Origin of the sequence: Oligoflexus sp. (assembly GCF_035638955.1) — a bacterium.
Classification (GTDB): domain Bacteria; phylum Bdellovibrionota_B; class Oligoflexia; order Oligoflexales; family Oligoflexaceae; genus Oligoflexus.
Map to the genome: position 1 here is coordinate 1 of NZ_DASQYZ010000056.1, position 19,196 is coordinate 19,196.

The following is a 19,196-nucleotide window of genomic DNA, read 5'->3' on the forward strand; positions in this document are numbered from 1 at the left end:
TGACTTCACCTTCCCCTTTCCTTTCCCATCCTTTCTTTTCCTCAGCGCAATACCAAACGATTGGAATCCATCAACTCGAATAATAATGGGGCATCGGCTGAGCTTATGGCCGCCGAAGACTTGACCGCTGTTGCTGTGCTCCTTTCTTTTCCCATGCTGAGGTCAATCATGAAACCACGTGGCTCCCGTTCCTTGCGATTCCCTGCCTTGATCCTACAATCGTCAGCCCTTGTCCTGCTGCCTCTGATTATAACTTTGGCGCAATCCTGTGGAAGTTCTCCTGATGTTTCCAAGGGAACATTATCTCATTCGACCCAGGGCTTGAAAATTCCTGAAAAAGGTCAAAACCTGATCCGCTCAGGCAGCTCAGGCCAGGAATTTCTTGAACCTTCAGGTTCCGCCAGGTCGTCGGAATCGGGAACCATTACGATTTCCGGCGTGGCCGATGGCAATGGATCCAGTGCCCGGGTTACGGCCGACCCTATCAGCGGCTCACCCCTTTTGTTATCAGGTCGCCTGGAACTTAACCTGATCGATAAGATTCCAGGTCTCAAAGATTCTGCTGACCTTCATCGACTGGCCGGTGCCAGCCCGGAATCTCAAACTGCCCTGGCTACCCAGCTGGAGTCACTGGTCAAGGCCTTCGTCAAAGAACAGGCCGGAACGTTTGCGTTCCAGGCGGAAAACCTCAAACTCAACATGGAACAATTCCATATTGATGCCGACTCCGTTCTTCTGGGTTTTGATTATCACCTGGGCGACTCTCAATTGATGGGTGGGCACATCGGCTTCCGCTTCAGCAAAGGCCAACTCGTGCAGGTTCTGTCGCGAACCTTTGGTATCAGCGAAGACCAGATTGAAAGCGCACCCGAGGTTGATGCTGTGACTCTCGCTCAATCCACGGCCGAGCTTGTGCTCGGTGAAGGATCGAGCGTTGAGAGCGGCAGCATTATCAAGGTCATCTATCCAAGGGTCATCACCCATGGTGAGGGACAGGAATACGAGTTCAAATCCAGTATTGCCTTTAAGGCCAGCGATAAGGACGGTGAACCCTATGCTCTGGTTCGCAGTCTCACAGAGAATGAAGTCTTGGAATGGCAGAACCTTAAATTCAATTATGAAGGCGAGGTTTTCGGTCAGGTCTATCAAAGGATGCCCGGCGGCCCCACCATCGAGGCTGCCTTGCCTTTCGTGTCGGTTCAGACCGATAATGCCAGTGGATTCGCCGATGCCTTGGGCCAGATTTCCCTGACAGGTTCCCAGGCTGTTGCGCTCCTTGAATCCGGCAGCTTCCGCGTGGTGAATGCCGAGGGGACGAAAGCCCAGGCTTCGGGTACGGCTGACCTGCGTTTCAATGATAGCAATTCAACCCTCGCAGAACGAAACGTCTATTACCATCTGCAGCTCGTGCAGCAATGGGCGAAAGAAGTGATCAATCCCAAATGGTTTACAACCAAAGTGACAGCAAACGTCAATCTTTCTGAAACATGTAACGCTTACTGGGACGGACGGACCCTGAACTTTATGAGTGAAGGTTCCACCTGTCGCAACACAGGCGAACTCGCCGACGTTGTGTATCATGAGTGGGGACATGGTCTTGATGCCAACATTGGCGGTATTACAGACGGAGCGTACTCCGAAGGCATCGGCGATATCATTGCCACCTTTATCACCAAATCACCCGATATGGCCCCGGGCTTCCAAAAAACAGGCAGTGGCACGGGCGCCATTCGCTTCCTGGACGCCAACCATTCCTATCCGCCCAAGAGCACAGAAGTGCATACTGAAGGCCTTGTAATTGGCTCAACGTGGTATCATCTGATCCAAAATTTTGAGAAGCGTTACTCGACTCAGGGTCGATCCTTGGCGAAAAAATTGTTCCTGAAAAGCCTTTACACAACCAACCAGTATGAAGATTCCTATGAAGCGATCCTGGCTTTGGACGCTGATGGTGGAGATCCGTCCGAGGGTAAAAACTTCTGTCTGATTACGGACGCATTTGCAAGACACGGCTTGGCGAAGCGTTCGTCCAAGTGTAATGGAATGGAGGAGCCATCCACCACTCCGTCGCCGACGCCCACTCCAACCCCGAATCCAGAGTCTCAGCCGAACCCTGAGCCTAAGCCCCAGCCTGAAAACGCGTCGATCACCTGGGTGACGAGCGGTTTCATCGACGGGATGCAATTTAATTGGCTGGGTGGAAGTGCCAGGATCAAACTCAATCTGGTCAACGAAGCAAGCCAGGGCCTGACAGGCTGTATTTTCCGGGTCACGGCCAACAAGCTGTCGAGCGGTCGGGTTGTGGCTCGCAAGGATAATATCATCCTGAAAAGTCAGCCGCTGAGTCTGCCGAATGGCAAGCTTGAATCTGTGGTCACCACGATCCAATTGCCTTGGGGATCCTCAAAACAGAATCTGGAAATTCTGCTGAGCGCGAACTGCTCAGGTCAGCCGGTTCCCGTGGTCGAGAAGGATGCGTTAGCGAAGTAATCCAGGAGGAACCCTCGGGTCGAAAGATCCGAGGGTTTTTAATATGCGTCATATTGTCTTTATTCCAAACAGATCAATGGAACGTTGCACGAAGCCCCTTTGCGCAGTAAAGTTTTAACACTCAAAAAAAATGAAGGGTTCACTTCTCGCGACAAGGACGTTTCGCATGCAGAAACCTGTGACTCATATCGCCATCTATGGCGATGCCGGACGGGGCAATGCCGAGCAGTTTGAACTCGGAGCCATCATGGCTAAAAGACACGCAGTGAAGCCTTTTCGTTTAGCGCTATCCACTGGCGATAATCAGTACGATTCCACCACACCCGATCTCATGAGAAAAATTTTCGAAGAGCCGTTTGTGGACTTGATCAACGCCGGGGTTCCTTTTTTTCAAACCCCAGGCAATCATGATATGGATGAAGGCCGCATTGAAGAGCAGCTGCACTATAGCCGCCGGATCAATGCTCTCAGTGAAGGGAAAGGCGGTTGGGTGCTGCCAGCTCCCCATTACGTGATCCGGGATAAACATGTCAAAATCATTGTTCTGAATGTCACCGCTCCCGGTAGCGACTTTCCTGATCAGCGTGAAGCTCTGGAATTCGCCGAAGCTGAGTTGGCCGAAGACAGCGCGGACTGGAAAATACTATGCTTCCACTATCATCTTTGGTCCACGGGCCTCCGCGGTGATCATGAAGAGATGAAAGCGGTTTTTCTGCCACTTTTGGAACGATACCAGGTGGATTTCGTTTTTGCGGGTCATGAGCATCATGCTGAAGTTTTTGCTCCCTGGAGAGGCACGCACTTCGCAATCGTCGGCAATGGTTCCGAGATTCGGGAGCATGTGATGCCGAGCGACCAGGAATGTCTTTTTCGGACCAACGAGATTGGTTTTGCCGAACTGACTTTGGATGAGGCGCAGGCCTGTTTAGTACTGATTGATCGGCATGGGCAGGAAATTTGGAAGCAGGTTAAGCAGAGACTGAAGCCTTTGGCGTCCGTAGGGGAAGCTTCACAACAAATTTAAAAGGCCGGAAGTCCTCGGAGCCTGCTGGATTCAACAGGACGATGTCGATGCTGCCACCATGAGATTCCAGCAGGTGACGCACGGCGGCGAGACCCAGGCCACGCCCTGATATTTCCGTGACTTCTTTCCTGGTCGTAACCTGATCCTGAAAAATCAAAGCGGCTGCGTCCTCATCTTTTGGTGAAGGCACCTTCATCCTGCCCCGGAACTCCTGAAGATTCAGGCCGCGTCCATCGTCACTGACGTGTAGAACCATCTTTTCATCATGCAGCGCAGCATGGATGGCAATGCTGCCGGCGGGTGGCTTGCCAGAGGCTAGACGCATGGCAGGAACCTCCAGGCCATGATCGAGTGCGTTGTGAAAGAGGTGCATGCAGATGTTTTTCAAAACAAAATAAAGTTGAGGTGGAATGATAAGGGGCGAGCCGGACACCGCCAGGTAAGGCGGACGTTTGCCAAGAGTTTGAGCCAGCTCTTCCATCGCCGGTTGAAAGATTGTAATCAGAGCCTGCAAAGTCATGGCATTTTCCTCATTCTTCGGCAGCGTCTCGATGGGGCCACGGTCCAGAACCTGATCGTTGAGCCGCTGATACTCATCTAAAAGAGACTTAAGCTTTCGAAGTTGCTCCATCAGGTTTTGTTGAAGGTCATCCGGCTTCGATGTTGGTTGGGCTTGGAGAAGTTGCTCCTCACTCTTATGCAAGGCACCCGACAGCCGTCTTAGTCCTAGAGTGCGAGCGTTGCCTTTCAGCGTATGCAGATGCCGCAGACACACCTTGAAGGCTTCAGCCGAAGTTTCCTGCTTCAGGCTGGTTTCCCAGAATTCCAAAAGGTGCAGGCTGTGTTCCATGAAAATGCGAAATTTGCGGGACGGGACGCGGACCAGCTGCATGAGGTCCTGCCATTCCTCTTCACGAGCCTGAGCATCGCGACGGTATTGAAGGATTTCTGTGACATCCCGAAGAGTCAGGAGAACGCGACTGATGCGCGCGTTTTCATCGAGAAATGGTGTCCATTCGGCTTCGATGGCCCGCTCGCCAGCCTTATCCTTGAGATAGAAAAAACGGGGGAAAGCCGGCGCATTCAGCTCCCATACCAGGATATCTTCATGAATCAGAGCCTGCAGCGTGTGGGTGATTTGCTGGCGCTCGTCTGCTCCAAGATCAGTCTTGGTCAGGACCGCCTGATCAAGGGTTTGCATGGCTAACTGGTGTTCACCCAGCAATCGCAGGGAATATCGGGAATGGTCCTGAGAAATGCGTCCCTCAGGATCGACTATCAAAATACCCTGCTCAATGGTCTGAAGAATCATTTTGATTTCGAGTGTCTGTTCTTCCACTTTCTTTTCCAGATGGAGATTCAATTGTTTGACTTCTTCCAAATACCCATCTTTTTCCTGATTCAGTCGCGCAAGCTGCCTGTTGTTATCCTGAATGGTGCGCGCGTTCTGATCGACCATGGCATACGCCGTGGTGATCGAACGGATCAGCGCTGTAATCATGCAGCCGAAGAACGCGAGGACCCAGTAATGTAAAGACACCGGCACGGCATGAGTCGAAAGCAGGTCCATTTCCACGCAGATATCACGGACAGTGCCGAGAAACAGGAACAATGTCCCAAGACCAAAAATCACGCTATGCGGCTCGCGACGCCAAAGGGCCAGGAACACCCGCGTGATGATTACGGCACAGGCCACCAAGAGCAGGATTTCCCCGGGAAGGAGCGCTGACATGGGTCGAATCCAGCCGGCAACGGAGAGCGTCAGGGCACCGCCTGCATAGCCCAGCATGACAAAGCGAAGGAGGGGCAGAATTCTTGTAGGACGGGCTGGAAACATCTTTTCCACAAAGAGAGCAAAGGGGGCAGCCACGGCATACATCGAAAATTGAAACAGGAGATGGTTCATGAGGTAGTTGGTGAAGAAAAACTGCGACAGCGTGTTGGTAGGCACGAAGAGAATCACGCAACCCGCGCAGGCAGAAACCAGCGCCAGAGCCAAGATTTCCTTTCTTTGCCAATTGAGACTGGCGATGAGTCCCATCACCAAAGCAGCCAGAACAAAAAAGAGACCGGCTCCGAATATTTCAGCATTTTTGTTGATGATATCGAAAATGAGATCTTCGTAGTTGCCCAGACGAACGCCGTGAAAAAGCCCTAGATTGGTGTGATCTGAAAAGATCCGTATGTAGAGGTAGGTCCCGGCCGAAGCCTGCGGAAGATGCAGCAGCGCGTGTCGAAAGCCCTGGAATTCCAGGCCACCAAATTGAAACAACAATTGATCTTCGATAAAGATGTGGACGGCCAGGTCAAATCCTGGAAAAAAAATGGCAGGATTGCTGTAGTCCCAGGTGTCGGGAAGACGAGCCCGCAGCCAGCCCACGGTATTGTCACCGCGTTCGGGTGGACGTAAAAGGTCATTTTCGAAGGGGGTCCAGAGGGTGGAATTCCTGCCGATCTCATAGTGACCAGGCGCGGATAGTGGAAAGTCACCCCAATGATATTCCCAGTTCTTTATCTCATGAAACGACGCGGCCCCTGGGGTTGAGCCTGGAGCGACACAAACCAAAGAAGGACAAGCAAGGCCAGAATGAATCGCATCAATACCACGAAATCCTCACGGAGTTTTTCAGTGAAGTTTTCGGCATCCCAGGTGTATTCTCTCTTACGATTGGGAAAGAAGTTGTCCCGCACCCAGAGGAATTCGTATGGTCCGACCCCAAACGCCTGCCCGTTCCCTGCTTCTTAAGACCGATCACAGGCCATGGCCTATTCCACGGGCGCGCTGGATCTGGTCGCAAAAGTGGCTGGATGCTGCCTTCCTGCATTGGTCGTTTACGCCGGAGGAGGTTCAAGAACTGCTGCCGCGCGGGATGACTTTGGATCTATGGGAAGGTCGAGCCTGGATATCAATCGTGGCGTTCACCATGCATGGCGTGCATCCTCAGGGGCTTTGGCCCATGCCGGGACTCTCGACTTTTGCAGAACTCAATATTCGCACCTATGTGGTGCACGACGGCAAACCTGGGGTGTATTTTCTCAGTATAGAGGCCGCGAATCCGCTGGCCGCTTGGCTGGCACGGGTCGCCTCGCCCTTGCCTTACCGATTTAAAAAGATGCAGCGCAGCCGGCAGAATGGGGGGGAAATCTTTGAAGCCGGACACCCAGCGCAGGATGGTTACCTTCACCTGCACTATCAGGTGGGCGCAACCCTTCCCCATAAGACGCCGCTCGATCTCTGGCTGACGGAACGCTACTGCCTTTATGTCGATAGGCGGGAGCAGCAACTACGCGCTGAAGTCCATCACGAACCATGGCCCCTCCAGACGATGGAGCTGCTGTCCTTCCAATGCCGCTATCGATTCTCAGAATCGGTTTATTTCCATGCAGGGCCCGACCTTGTGCACTACTCAGCCGGTGTCCCCATCCTGGCCTGGAAACACGAACCTCTTGTTACGGCCACAGTCCAAACACCAGTCCATAAAGAATGAACTGGACGGTATGATATCCGGCGTTGATCAGCCACAGCTTGAGGCTGTTGCCACCAAACACATAATTGATGCCAAATGAACCTCCGACAAACCCCAGCCCGACTGTTAGTCCATAACAGAGTGCTTTCGAGAGACCGGGATTGGGACCCAATAGGACCGAAAGAAGGTAGGCGGCGATGACTGCGAGCACAAAAGCCAGGCCGAACACCAGGGCTGGATGCCGACCTTTTTCATTGGTTCGTGGATCAAGTCCTGATTCCTTGGCCCATGATTCCAGAAACATGACAGGTGAATACCACAGGCCTCCCAGTAAGAAACTGGACAAGGCCGCGACGCCGACCGCCAAAAGATTCACATCGGTCATGATTCATCTCCCTAACTGTTTTTATTCATTATACGTAATCAGGCTCTCCGCGACATGTGTACTTTTTAGGATGAATGGTGCCCAGATCCGAAATTCCGTAGCGGGGGGGGGCCACTTTTTCGCTTTATGAAGCGTTTTCTCAAACCGGTCCTTTAAATATTCCTTAGCGTTATCCGATAGGGGGTGAGTGCAAAGGAGCGCAAATTGAAGTCTCAAATTCCAGGAATAACTCTTGATGCCGAGCCGCTTGTCTCGTCGCGGAATATTGTCTATCGCGCACGGGATGCTGAAGGGCGCTCGGTCATCGTCAAGGTGTTAGGACAGGAATATCCTCAAGTTCAGGATATCGCGAGGTTTCGTGCGGAATTTGAGATCGTCACAAAATTGAATGGCCCAAGGGTGGAAAAGGCGATTGGCCTGTACCCCTGGGATCATACGCTGGCCATGGTTCTGGAAGATAACGGCCCTGATCTTCGAACGCGGCTTGACGGGAAACCCTTTGAACTATCGGAATTTTTCGAACTCGCCCTGGCCTTGGGCGAAGCCTTGCGTTCGGTCCATTCCGTTCGCATCATTCACAAGGATATCAACCCGAGCAATATTTGCTGGAATCAATCCAGCGGTGAACTTAAACTGATTGACTTCGGCATAGCCACGGAATTTGAAACCGCGGATCAGGCCACAGACGTTGGGCTCGAAGGATCGTTGCCTTATCTGGCCCCTGAACAGTCAGGACGGATGAATCGCAAGGTTGACTATCGGAGTGACTATTATTCGCTGGGTATCACATTTTATGAGGTTCTGACCGGCAAGCTGCCGTTCCAGGCGGAAGATACGCTCGACTGGATTCATCAGCATTTGACTCGTGAAGCCATACCCGTCGTGGAATTGCGGCCGGACATTCCCCGGGCTGTATCCGATATTATCAGTAAATTGATGCGTAAGAACGCTGATGAACGTTATCAAAGTACATTTGGACTCTTGCATGATCTGCGTGCCTGCCGTGAGGCCTGGCAGAAAAATGCCGCCGGCCCCGCTTCGTTTCAAGTGGGCAGCCGTGATGTTTCAGAACGGTTCGCGTTTCCTCAGAAACTGCAGGGACGTGAATCTGAACTGAGTGCACTGACCGAGGACTATGCAAGCGTCACCAGAGGCGGGCAGCGGCAGTGCTTTGTTCTGGGTCCGGAAGGTGTTGGTAAATCGGCGCTGGTGAAAGACCTGTTCAGGCTCACTTTGGATCAGCAGGCCTACTTTATTGAAGGCACCTTTGAGCAGAATTCGAAGGATGTTCCTTTCTATGCGTTTCGATCTGCTCTGCAAACCCTGGCGAAAGCCCTGCTGCTGGAGAATGAAGACGAACTCCAGCGCCTTCGCAAACAGCTCACTGTGGGCCTCGAAGGTCAGGCCGGCAGTCTTCTGACCATGGCCCCGCAGCTGGAATGGATCATTGGCCCGCAAAAACCCAGTGAAAATCTGGACGGTGAGGTGGCGCGCAATCGCTGCATCTATCTTTTGATTCAGTTCTTTAAAACGGTGGCTCGCAAGGGTCGACCCGTGGTCCTTTTCCTGGACAGCATGCAGTGGGCCGATAACCCCTCACTGCAGCTCTTGCGGCAACTTTCCGGCCAGCAGGATGTTCAGTTCATCATGACGATTTCTGCAGCACGTGATCATGGATTGGCTGCTGAGGATCCTCTGCTTCGGCTCGTGCATGATCTCAAGGATCTGTCGCATGTCCAGGTCCTTCGCCTGGAACCCTTGCCTCTGCCTGCTGTAGGCCTATTCCTCGCGGAAACACTCCTGAGTTCCGAGGATCGCGTGGCTTCGCTCGCTGGCCTTATGATGGAAAAAACCAACGGCAATCCCTACTTCCTGAAGTCGCTGCTCAAGCACCTTTATGAAGATGGAAGCATAGTCTTTGATCAGGAACAGGGCGCCTGGAGCTGGCACGTTGAAGCCATTGCGCAGATGGATATCAGTGACAACGTCATTGACGTGATTCTAAAAAAGCTGGCCCGCCTGTCACCGGAAGCCCAGCAGACCCTGAAAATCAGCGCCTGCATTGGTACCAAATTCAATGAAGACATGCTTTTCGCGATCAAGGGTTCGCTCAGTGAGGACCAAATTCGACAGTCCTTGCTCGTGGGCGCGCGGGAAGGATTTATCATTCCTGATCGAACGGAAAAAGCCGAGAAGTCGGAGTATCGGTTTCAGCACGATCGTATTCAGCAGGCTCTCTTTGTCCTGATTCCGGAATCCGAGCGGGTGGACCTTCATTTGATGATTGGTCGGTTTTTAGCCCGTGCTGTCACAGACGCGAATATCGATGATGTCATAAGCGATGTGATCCGGCATTTGAATCTGGCTATCAGTCGCATCCATGCCGAGGATCAAAAACTGCAGTTGGCCCGCTGGAACCACCACGCTGGCCTTAAGGCTTTGCAGGCCACAGCTTACGAATCTGCCAGCAACTACCTTCATCTGGCCCGTGATCTGACTGGGGATCAAGGTTGGAAAGACAATTATGATTTGATCTACCAGGTCCATCTGAAACTCTGCGAAGCCCTCTACAATGCCGGCCGATTTGATGATGCACATGCTGTTTTCCAGACCATGAAAGGCAAGGCCCGTACGGCTATGGATCGGGCTCAGCTGCATCTGATGCGCGCGCTTCAGCTCAACCTGCAGGGCCAACTGGAAGAAGCCCTCAGCGAAAGCTTAACCGCTATGCGGATCCTGGGTGTGGGTCTCAAGAGAAACCCGAATCCCCTTGGCATTGTTTTTCTTTACTTGAAAATCAAACGCTATATGACCCCCGAATTCTTTACGGATTATAAGGCACAACTCAAGCCGGTTGATGAATCCATCCGCCTGCAAATGCAAATCATAAGATCGCTGGTTGTCATTACGTATCAGCTGAAACTGGATAATCTGCTGGCCACCTGTGTGGAGCTGGCCACCTACTATTCTTGCCGCTATGGATTTACCAAGGAATCGGCTGGCGTCTTTGTCAATTACTCAGTCCTTATGATCAATATTTTCCGTGAATTCGTTTTGCCTCCCAAGTTATGTGCGCTCGCCGAAGCTTTGGATCAACACTTCAACAGTTTTGATGAACGTCCCTATGTGAAATTCGTCGCCTCCGCCTTCACCTACAACCTCTATGGATCCTATGACGATTGTCTGAAGGCGAGCCTGGACGGTGAAAAGTGGGCCTTGCAGATTGGTGATATCACGCATCAGATTTATAACCGTAATGCGTCGATAACCGTCCAAAACTTTATATACCATATTGATCCTGATCTGGCGTCTTTGGAGAAAATCGCGAACAACCCTGCCGAGGGAGACCGGTACTGGATTTATTATCTCTGGTGCGTTCCAGCTCTCTGTTTCGTCGGTTTAACCCAGGAGTCGACTCGCTTCGATTGTACGTATTTCACGGAAGCCACTCTTTATGAAAAGAATGCAAGCAATCCCATCTCGGTCATAGCCTATCATCTGTTTAAATCGATGGTTGCCGTGGTTTTTGACGACAAAGAGCTGGGCTATGAGCATGGAACCAAAGCTTTGCCCGTCCTGAAGGCCGTGTCTGGCCTGACCGAGCAGATCATGACCCCTTATCACTTCCTGGCACTGAGCCAGAGTTTTAACAGTTTGGATGCAGGACGTCGGAGCACGGCCATGCGAGGCATGCGCCGCATGTATAGCCGCATCGCGCGCATGGCTAAGAAACTGCCAAAGAACCTGCAGATGGTTCAGTGGATCATGGAAGCGGAATTGGCTCGTATCCAAGGCGAACGCGAGCTGGCTGCTACCCGGTTTGATCAAGCGATCCAGGGTGCAACGCAGGCGTCTTACACAGCATTGGTCGCTCTCTTCAACGATATCGCCGCTCGCTTTTATCTCGAAACGGGGAAACCCCGGATTGCGAGTCTCTATTTCAAAGAGGCTTATTTCCACTACGATGTTTGGGGCGCCAAGGAAAAACTGCGCGACCTCAAGGACCGCTATGAAGATCTTCTGGGCGAACGCGTCATCAAGCGCGATGCGCCACGGACTCGGGGTCCTCGGACCACGATGCAAACCACTACGATGATGGGGACGCGCAATGACAACGCGGGCTCCGAACTTGACCTGATGGCCGTGGTCAAGGCTTCTGAGATATTGGCCAGTGAAGTGGTTTTGGAATCTCTCCTGATCAAGCTGATGCGCACGGCGATTCAAAGTACTGGAGCCCAAAACGGGACCCTGGTTCTGAAGGAAGACTCGCAATTCCACGTCTGTGCTGAAATTCGGGACGGCAAGGAATCCGGGCTGCTCGATATTCCCTTCGAGAAATCAGAGCACATTCCGAAGTCCTTGATTCAATTCGCCCTGCGCAGCAACGAACCTGTGGTTGTCGATGACGTGAGCACACGCAATGAGCTCCAGAATGATCCTTACATTGCCCAGTATCGACCTCAATCACTGCTTTGTGTGCCTATTGTCAATCGAGCCCAGATCTGCGGCGTGATTTATGTCGAGCACATGTCCGTCCAAGGCGCATTCACCTTGGATCGCGTCAAGGTTCTGAGTGTCATTGCCTCCCAGGCGGCGATCTTTATCAGCAACGCCCGGCTTTATGCCAGTCTGGAAGAGAAGGTCGCCCATCGGACCCGTGAGCTGGCCACCAAGACCAAGGACATCCAATCCATGCTGCAGAATATGATGCAGGGGATATTCACAATTAAAGCCGATCTCAACATTCACAACGAATACTCGGCCTACCTCGAAAAGATATTTGAAAAGCGCGACCTCGCTGATCATAATGCCCTGGAACTTCTCATGGATCGGGCCGACGTCAGCGCTGACAAGCGTATGCAGATGCAAACCGTGGTCGAAATATGCCTGCGGGAAGGCGGAAATGGCTTGGAATTCGCGGCCAATGGCCATCTCCTCTTGAGCGAGATCGTCCGTAAAAAAGCCGATGGACATGATCAGTTTCTGGAACTCGACTGGCAGGCCATCGAAGACGATGACGGCGCCGTGGATAAAATCATGGTCGTCGTGCGCGATATGACGGAAATTCGTGAGTTGCGGCATGAAGCGGAGCAACAGCGCCGGGAATTGCATATTCTGTCGAGACTGATCAACACGGGGCCCCAGCAGACCGAACGCTTCTTCAGTAATACCCAGGAGAAGTTCACTGCGAATCTTACCATTCTGCAAGCGCAGGGTCAGGTATCGATCGAAGACCTTAAGTTGATCTTCCGCAATCTCCACACGATCAAAGGCAATGCACGGACTCTGGGCTTCGATGAAGTGGCGGATGCTGTGCATCACGAAGAGGAAATTTACGCCAAGGCTCTGACGGACGGCGGCCTGATGCAAAAAGGCCACGAGCTTTTGGATGGCCTTCAGCGTTGCCTCGACAGCGTCGCCCTCTATGAGGGGGTCTATCACAAAACGCTGAAAGGGTTGCAGTCGCCATCGAGCGGTCAGGAATCCTATCGGGCCTTCTATGATGAAGTTGGCCGTCTTTTGAGTCGACCTGAATCGACATCCTTGCGGGATCAATTGGCTCAGACCCATGAGCGGTATCGTATCGATGCTCAATCGCAATCGCTCGAATCCATTTTAGGCAGCATTCGGGATTCCCTGCCAGGCTTGGCTCAGGAGCTGCAAAAAGTCACTCCCGAGCTCAAGGTCACGCCTTGCCCGGTCCGATTCCTGCCGAAAGCTGCGGATATTATCGGTGACGTGATGATGCACTGCATTCGCAATTCCCTGGACCACGGCATTGAATATGCTGAGGAGCGGCAGAGCCATGGCAAGGACGGACGCGGCTGCATTACAGTGGATTGTTCGATACAGAACGATAGGGGTTGGCTCACGATTCGGGTCCATGATGATGGTCGTGGGATTCATCTGCAGGCTTTGGAAGAAAAAGGCCGGGCCTTGAAGCACCTGGCCTCTGGAGCCGACGATCGCATGATCGCCCAAATGGTATTCGTGGAAGGGGTGTCCACCAAAAAAGGTGTCACCGCTATTTCAGGACGTGGGATCGGCATGGATGCTGTCAAAGTTGCTGTCGAAAGCCTGGGCGGTTCGATTGAAATCGAATTCCTTGGTCCTGCGACCACGGAACGCCATAGGCCTTTCTGCTTCCTTATGACTCTGCCGGCCTCCTGCCTCGCAGGCGACGACCGGCAGCCCTCAGCCGCTTAATTAAAGATTAAACGAGGAAACACGCGTATAGACGCCAGGAGCTCCCGGGCGTGCACAGCCATATCCCCAGCTAACAATCCCTACCAGTTTCAATTGATCGTTTTCCAAGGCATAGAGCGGGCCTCCGGAATCACCCTGACACGAGTCTGTGCCACGTTCATAGGCGCAGATATTGGAGTCATGGATGGTGGTGCCCAGAGCCTGTTCACATTCCTGATTGGAAACATTCCTTAAGCCCGCATACTTCAGGTTGCGGGTGGTATAGCCACCTTCAGCGGTGGCGCCCCAGCCTGCAACATAAAGTGTTGCACCAGCAGATGGATAACTTGCGGATCTATTCACAGGAGCTGGCTTAAAGCTGGTATTGCCGTTTAGAGTGATCAGAACAATATCATTTTTCATCGTGCGAGCATTGTAAGCACCGAATTGATAATCGACGATACCAAAACGTTGAGCTCCCTGCAGGTTGCCGAGATCTTCTGTGCCAATGGTAATTTGGAGATTGTTGAGGACCTGCTGACGGTTTTGATCAGCCAGGCAGTGAGCGGCACTAAGGACTTTATTGCTGGCAATCAGAGTACCACCGCAGAAATGTCGACCGCCGAATTGCATGGATACTATGGAGGTGAAGTACTTGTCATAAAGGCCTGAGCTAACTCGCTCACCGCCCACTACGCTTAAGCCGGATTCTTCTTCGACTTTTTTTGCCTCGCCGCAGGAAATCAAGAATATGAGGGCCGCAACAGGGATCATCAGTTTCATCTTTTACCTCATCTCAAATAGTAGGATCAGCTTCAACATGTCACCATCATGGCAACCACTGCCTTACTATAAGTCAAAAGCATGGATCTGATTGATCGGGTAATCGGCGTCTATGAGTTCTTCATATGTCTGTGATTGCGGATCGGTCTGCTCTTGAATGAAATAGCGTGCACGATGCAGATTCTCCGCCTCTCAACATGCAAAATTTCACTCCAAAGTGCATATACAGTTTTCTTATCGACATTCTGTGGAAAAACTTGACATAATCCTTATTAATTGAATGATGTCAATAAGTTAAATTGCCCCTATATGTGCACAAAAAATCCTGAAATGGCGTCTGTTTTGAATGCGAGCCCATCCACATTAAAATGATGTTCATAACAAGAGATCTGCATCCACTTCGCGCGCCCCAAAATTTTAATTGTCGCGTCTAATTTCTCGCAATCGAGGCAGCTTATAAATCTCTTTCAACTTTGTTTGCGAAATGACGATAAAAAAATATCTGGACTCAATGCGAATCAAACTTCTGGAGATCGAACATGAAGAATTTAACTCTGGCTCTTCTCATCGCCTTCGTTAGCATCAGCGCTCATGCCGCTCCTGGTGGAGCTTCGGCCGTAGCAAAAGGTCATGGCGCAGCTGTGAGTGCTGCCGCTAAGGATCCAGCTCGCGTGAAAGGTGCCGGCGGTGTATCGGCTAGCGCCAAAGGTCACGGCGCAGCTGTATCGGGAACGGTGAGACAGAATAATAAGGCTGCACCGGCTCCGGCCCCAGCTCCAGCCCCAGCCCCAGCTTTGTAATCTCTGGAGGAGTCGCACAAAGAGGACGAAGCCAGCCTTCGTCCTCTTCGTCTTTTTGGGAAGGAGCGGCGAAAGCCACGTTATGAAACGCTGCGAAGGCCACGATCAGAGTCATTGCTATCGACCGGCAGGCTGATGATAAAGGTGGTGCCGCGTTCCTTTTCGCTTTCCACTTGAATCTGACCGCCCAATTCCTCGACGGCAGCCTTGGCAGCTTCCATGCCGAAGCCACGTCCGGATATTTCCGTTTCAACGTCCTTGGTGGAAAGACTTGGCAGAAAGATCAACTGGATAGCCTCTGTATGGGACAGCTGCAAGTCAGCTGGCACAAGGCCTCGCTGTTTGGCTTTGGTCACAAGACGCTCGATATCGATCCCGGCTCCGTCATCACTGATTTTGATCTCAAGCTTGCCATGCTGCTCCCGGGCCCAGACCTGAATCGTTCCGCTGGGCTCTTTGCCCAGATTCCTGCGCGTTTCCGGCTTTTCCAGGCCATGATCCAGCATATTGCGCACGATGTGCATCAGCGCGTCATTGAGCACGTCAACCGACTCCCTTTGCAAGGAAGTCATCCCGGTGTCCACCAGCAGATGGACCCGTTTGTCAAAGCGCGCGGATAGTTCGTCGATCATGGGCAGAAAGTTCTTGAGAACGGTATCGAGCTGCACTTCATCGAGGCGTTCCAGAAGTTGGCGCAAGTCGGTCAGGCTTCGGCGCAGAATGTGCTCATTCGTTTCATTCTCAATGCCCTGAATGCGTTCGCGAATGCGCTCCACATTGCGGGTGGAAATCTGCAGGGTTCCGCTCAAGCTGCGCGAGTTGCTTTGAGACCGGATGCCTTCATGCTGCCGGATACGCCGGGACATCTCTTCCCAGCTTTTTGACCACTGTTCGTCCTGCCCTTGTGCAAGCTGACGGGAACTGGCTTTTGCAAACTGTTCCCAATCCCGAATCAAATCGTTGACCTCGAAGAAGCGCAGGCACTCCACAACAAACGAACTATGGAATTTCCAGTGGCCGTCCTTATGCTTGATGGCGGCTTCATGGCAATGCTCCAGCCCCTGCTGCAGCATGGTATGAAAGACATTGCGGAAGGCCGAAGGCGCTTTAAAGAACATGTTGAGAACACGATCGTAGTCCTTGAGCTCGACGACGAGTCGTTTGGTATGTTGCATCAGTCCGCCAATAACCTGAAGCGGACTTCGATCCATTTTATTCTGCTCGCGCAGGTATTCGACCACAGTATGTTCAATGTCGTGAATTTCGCTGGCCAGCTCGCAAAGCCCTATCTGGCGGGCATTGCCTTTGATGGTATGGATGGAGCGAAGGCAGGTGTCGACGACGATGCGGCGATCTTTCTCAACAAGCATGATGGCATCATGGAAAATCTCGATATGATTGGCCGTATGCCGCAAAAAGCCGTCAAAGGATTCAACGCCAATCCGCACAATATGTTCCAGGATCATGGTGTTTTTTTGGTTTTCCTCGCGGGCTTTCTGCAGTTCCTTCTGGGCCCGCAGAAGTTCGGTCACATCTTCGATGACACACATGATGCCATAGATCTCGTCCCGCTCATTGATGAGCGGACGATAGACACAGCGGAGCGTTTTTTGAGTCGAACCCAGAGTGTACTCGACTTCAGCAGGCAGAAGGTTGTCGACGTTGGACCACTGCAGACTATCGCCGCCAATGGCCAGAGCCAGGCACGTTTCAATGCGCGAGCTGACTTCGCTGTGCCGCGGGATATCCTTGTAGAGAGTTTCACGAACCGTGGCGTTGTCTATTTTTCGGCCAAAAATGGTTTCACTGAAGAGCGAGACCGGAGGCTTGATACGGCCGTCATCACCCATGACGAAAACCGCTTGGCCCATGTTGTTGAGGAGGTTGGAGACCATGTTGAACTGAGAACGAGCGCGATCGCGGGCTTCGGTGACATCCCTGAGGCCCTTCACCACCAGCGCGTCATAGATATGGGAAACAACGGCGAGAAAGAGGATGGCGCAGGCGTAAGTATAGGCAATGAAGAACTTATAGAGGTTGGAATTGACGTCAAATGAAAAGCCCGTGGGTAGCCGATAGCCGAGCATATCAAAAAGTATCACGACGCCTGTGGCGGTGGCCGTGGTCATGGCCATCGCATAGCCGGCTTTTTTCCCGTTCAGAAGGAAGGCCGTGATGGTGACAAAGAAAAACCAGGCATAGATCGGCGAAGCAGCAGCTCCGGTACTGGCAATGATGCCGAGCAGCACCATGGCGCCACCAAAATTGGCGATCAGGGCCGCCTGCTGCGGGCGATGCCGTTGGCGCAAACTCCAGAGGCCCCCCAGTGAACTCGGCAAACCGAAGAGCGCACAACTCAGGCCGGAGAGCACGTTGCCGAGGCTGAAATACAGCACAACATAGCTGCTCCAGGCGACGGCATAGAACAAGAGAAAGCCAAGCACCAGTCGGGCCCTTAGCAATTCAAAGGCATCAGGGTATCTCGTCTCATCAACAAGGAAGAGTTCTGAGAGTTGCTGAAGCTGCTGCGTCACAGACCGGTTCATGGCCATACCCGCCTCGATTGTGGGGAAAGTACTAGGAATTCTGAATGTGCCCCTATTATATAATCTATGACTGTGACCTACCGCAGTTATTTTGTGTGCCATATAATTTTGCAGCAGCCGATCGCTGGGGAGATGACGCGTGAAGGATCCCAACCTGATTCGGAAGGAAACCGTGCCGATTACTGAGATTCTGCCTCGTGTTATTTTCACGCCGAAGGAACTCAGCGCAACGAGTCACCCCGAGGCCCTGGTGAACATCGGTGGTGATCTTATCAACATGACGTCTTTGAAACTGCAGACTTTCAAGGAGAATGGCATTCGCTGCAACATCTGTGGTTGCAAGGGGACCTATTTCGCGAAGGAAAAATATGCCGCTGAACCCTATTTTCACCTGAACCTTTATGCCATGAAGAATGGGCAGGAGGTTCTGATGACCAAGGATCATATCGTGCCCTTGACCAAGGGAGGACGGGATCGTTTGAACAACTTTCAAACTCTCTGCATCGACTGCAATAGGAAAAAGGCCAACTCAACACCGGAGAAGGTGAAAAAGAAACATCTGAAATCGTAGGGGGTAGGGATGCTGGGGGCACAGACGCTGCCAGACACGCAGGGCTGGCAGTCTGGTCTGCTATGCTGGACTGACATTACTTGGCTTTTGTAGGAGGCGCCTTGCTCTTGGCGTCGCGATCGGCCTGAGCTTTCTGCTGAGCTTTGTCCTTGTCATCAGTTTTTTTCTGCTGAGCTTTGGCTTTGTCCTTAGGACTCTTGTCACCCATAATCTTACCCACGGCTTTAAGGATTATTATTCCTAAACACAGTTTTGAGATTACTGACTGTAGGCGAGAAAGGCAAACGCTTCGAGCATTTCAGCCGAAAAACTTTTCTTAGAAAAGTCTAATTTTTGCCGGAATGGAGGGCTTATCAACGCAAAAAGCGACTGATTCCGTCAGGAACTGATCGCTTTGCTCGTCCGATGGCTATCTTGGTTTAGCTCGCGGAGTTCTGATATCCAACAACATCGTCGACTACGATATTGCTAAGAAGAGCTCTTTGGCAGAGATCTTCCGAATTCGCGCATCCCATGAAATGAAGGACTGCGGCTGCATCACGATTGGAGTCGATGATGCGTGTGTTGCGTTCAACCGATCCTTCGGCGCCTTGAATCTTGCGATTCGTTGGCACGATCGACAAACGAATATTGTTCTGCATCGCCCATTCAGCTGCCATGGTTTCTGCACCAATGGCTTGACCCAGGACTATGACCGATACTTTATGTCGTCTGGTGTATTCGCGAAGTGTTTTGGTGAGTAGGTGCTGGTCTTGATAATCTTGTGATCCACATACAATAATCTTCATTCGGCTCCAGTTATACGGAAATTTCTCCTCGAAAGGAATCCATAGACAATAGCAGGATTAGACTAAAATGGCAACCTTTGATTCGCATTTTTCTCGATAATGCCTAAGAAAGTAGCCGATCACCGGGTGTAAAGGCATGATAGGCTTCGCTTTTAT

General features: G+C 51.9%; 12 protein-coding genes. 6 read left to right on the forward strand and 6 right to left on the reverse strand.

The annotated features are described in order from the left end of the window. Window positions 1-168: 168 nt before the first annotated feature. Window positions 169-2,490: a hypothetical protein gene (locus VE954_RS05465; RefSeq protein ID WP_324950486.1), complete on the forward strand. Its 2,322-nt coding sequence runs from the start codon at window positions 169-171 to the stop codon at window positions 2,488-2,490. A gap of 166 nt (window positions 2,491-2,656) precedes the next feature. Next, entirely contained in the window at window positions 2,657-3,514 is an 858-nt protein-coding gene (locus VE954_RS05470) for a metallophosphoesterase (protein WP_324950487.1), read from the forward strand. Here the strand turns inward: VE954_RS05470 and VE954_RS05475 are convergent. Continuing rightward, window positions 3,459-6,080, reverse strand: a complete 2,622-nt coding sequence (locus VE954_RS05475; RefSeq protein WP_324950489.1) for an ATP-binding protein — start codon at window positions 6,078-6,080, stop codon at window positions 3,459-3,461. The two genes, VE954_RS05470 and VE954_RS05475, sit on opposite strands and share 56 nt — an antisense overlap. A gap of 139 nt (window positions 6,081-6,219) precedes the next feature. Between VE954_RS05475 and VE954_RS05480 the strand changes: the two genes are divergently transcribed. Continuing rightward, a complete protein-coding gene (locus VE954_RS05480) occupies window positions 6,220-7,002 on the forward strand; it encodes a DUF2071 domain-containing protein (RefSeq protein ID WP_324950490.1) in 783 nt (260 codons plus the stop codon). Here the strand turns inward: VE954_RS05480 and VE954_RS05485 are convergent. Continuing rightward, entirely contained in the window at window positions 6,965-7,366 is a 402-nt protein-coding gene (locus tag VE954_RS05485) for a DUF1761 domain-containing protein (protein ID WP_324950491.1), read from the reverse strand. The genes VE954_RS05480 and VE954_RS05485 overlap by 38 nt on opposite strands. A gap of 204 nt (window positions 7,367-7,570) precedes the next feature. On the opposite strand from VE954_RS05485, the gene VE954_RS05490 reads away from it, so the two are divergent. Continuing rightward, window positions 7,571-13,573: an AAA family ATPase gene (locus tag VE954_RS05490; RefSeq protein WP_324950492.1), complete on the forward strand. Its 6,003-nt coding sequence runs from the start codon at window positions 7,571-7,573 to the stop codon at window positions 13,571-13,573. Here VE954_RS05490 and VE954_RS05495 read toward each other — a convergent pair whose 3' ends face one another. Continuing rightward, window positions 13,574-14,335 carry a serine protease gene (locus VE954_RS05495; protein WP_324950493.1) on the reverse strand — a complete coding sequence of 254 codons (762 nt, stop codon included), beginning with the start codon at window positions 14,333-14,335 and terminating at the stop codon, window positions 13,574-13,576. Between the two features lie 539 nt (window positions 14,336-14,874). Here VE954_RS05495 and VE954_RS05500 point away from each other — a divergent pair. Continuing rightward, entirely contained in the window at window positions 14,875-15,135 is a 261-nt protein-coding gene (locus tag VE954_RS05500) for a hypothetical protein (protein WP_324950494.1), read from the forward strand. Window positions 15,136-15,215: 80 nt separating this feature from the next. Here VE954_RS05500 and VE954_RS05505 read toward each other — a convergent pair whose 3' ends face one another. After that, window positions 15,216-17,681 (reverse strand): ATP-binding protein, encoded by a 2,466-nt coding sequence (locus VE954_RS05505; protein ID WP_324950495.1) that lies wholly within the window; start codon window positions 17,679-17,681, stop codon window positions 15,216-15,218. A gap of 139 nt (window positions 17,682-17,820) precedes the next feature. On the opposite strand from VE954_RS05505, the gene VE954_RS05510 reads away from it, so the two are divergent. Next, on the forward strand, window positions 17,821-18,252 hold the full coding sequence (locus tag VE954_RS05510; protein ID WP_324950496.1) for an HNH endonuclease: 432 nt from the start codon (window positions 17,821-17,823) through the stop codon (window positions 18,250-18,252). A gap of 76 nt (window positions 18,253-18,328) precedes the next feature. Here the strand turns inward: VE954_RS05510 and VE954_RS05515 are convergent, their stop codons facing one another. After that, complete coding sequence (locus VE954_RS05515) at window positions 18,329-18,460, reverse strand: hypothetical protein (protein WP_324950497.1); 132 nt, start codon at window positions 18,458-18,460, stop codon at window positions 18,329-18,331. A 211-nt stretch (window positions 18,461-18,671) separates the two neighbouring features. After that, window positions 18,672-19,040 carry a DUF2493 domain-containing protein gene (locus VE954_RS05520; protein ID WP_324950498.1) on the reverse strand — a complete coding sequence of 123 codons (369 nt, stop codon included), beginning with the start codon at window positions 19,038-19,040 and terminating at the stop codon, window positions 18,672-18,674. Window positions 19,041-19,196 lie beyond the last annotated feature (156 nt).

What these genes read in the sequence shown, in the direction of transcription:
- VE954_RS05465 (WP_324950486.1), top strand. Translation starts at nt 169, where the DNA reads ATGAAACCACGTGGCTCCCGTTCCTTGCGATTCCCTGCCTTGATCCTA.
- VE954_RS05470 (WP_324950487.1), top strand. Translation starts at nt 2,657, where the DNA reads ATGCAGAAACCTGTGACTCATATCGCCATCTATGGCGATGCCGGACGG.
- VE954_RS05480 (WP_324950490.1), top strand. Translation starts at nt 6,220, where the DNA reads ATGGTCCGACCCCAAACGCCTGCCCGTTCCCTGCTTCTTAAGACCGAT.
- VE954_RS05485 (WP_324950491.1), bottom strand. Translation starts at nt 7,366, where the DNA reads ATGACCGATGTGAATCTTTTGGCGGTCGGCGTCGCGGCCTTGTCCAGT.
- VE954_RS05495 (WP_324950493.1), bottom strand. Translation starts at nt 14,335, where the DNA reads ATGAAACTGATGATCCCTGTTGCGGCCCTCATATTCTTGATTTCCTGC.
- VE954_RS05500 (WP_324950494.1), top strand. Translation starts at nt 14,875, where the DNA reads ATGAAGAATTTAACTCTGGCTCTTCTCATCGCCTTCGTTAGCATCAGC.
- VE954_RS05505 (WP_324950495.1), bottom strand. Translation starts at nt 17,681, where the DNA reads ATGAACCGGTCTGTGACGCAGCAGCTTCAGCAACTCTCAGAACTCTTC.
- VE954_RS05515 (WP_324950497.1), bottom strand. Translation starts at nt 18,460, where the DNA reads ATGGGTGACAAGAGTCCTAAGGACAAAGCCAAAGCTCAGCAGAAAAAA.
- VE954_RS05520 (WP_324950498.1), bottom strand. Translation starts at nt 19,040, where the DNA reads ATGAAGATTATTGTATGTGGATCACAAGATTATCAAGACCAGCACCTA.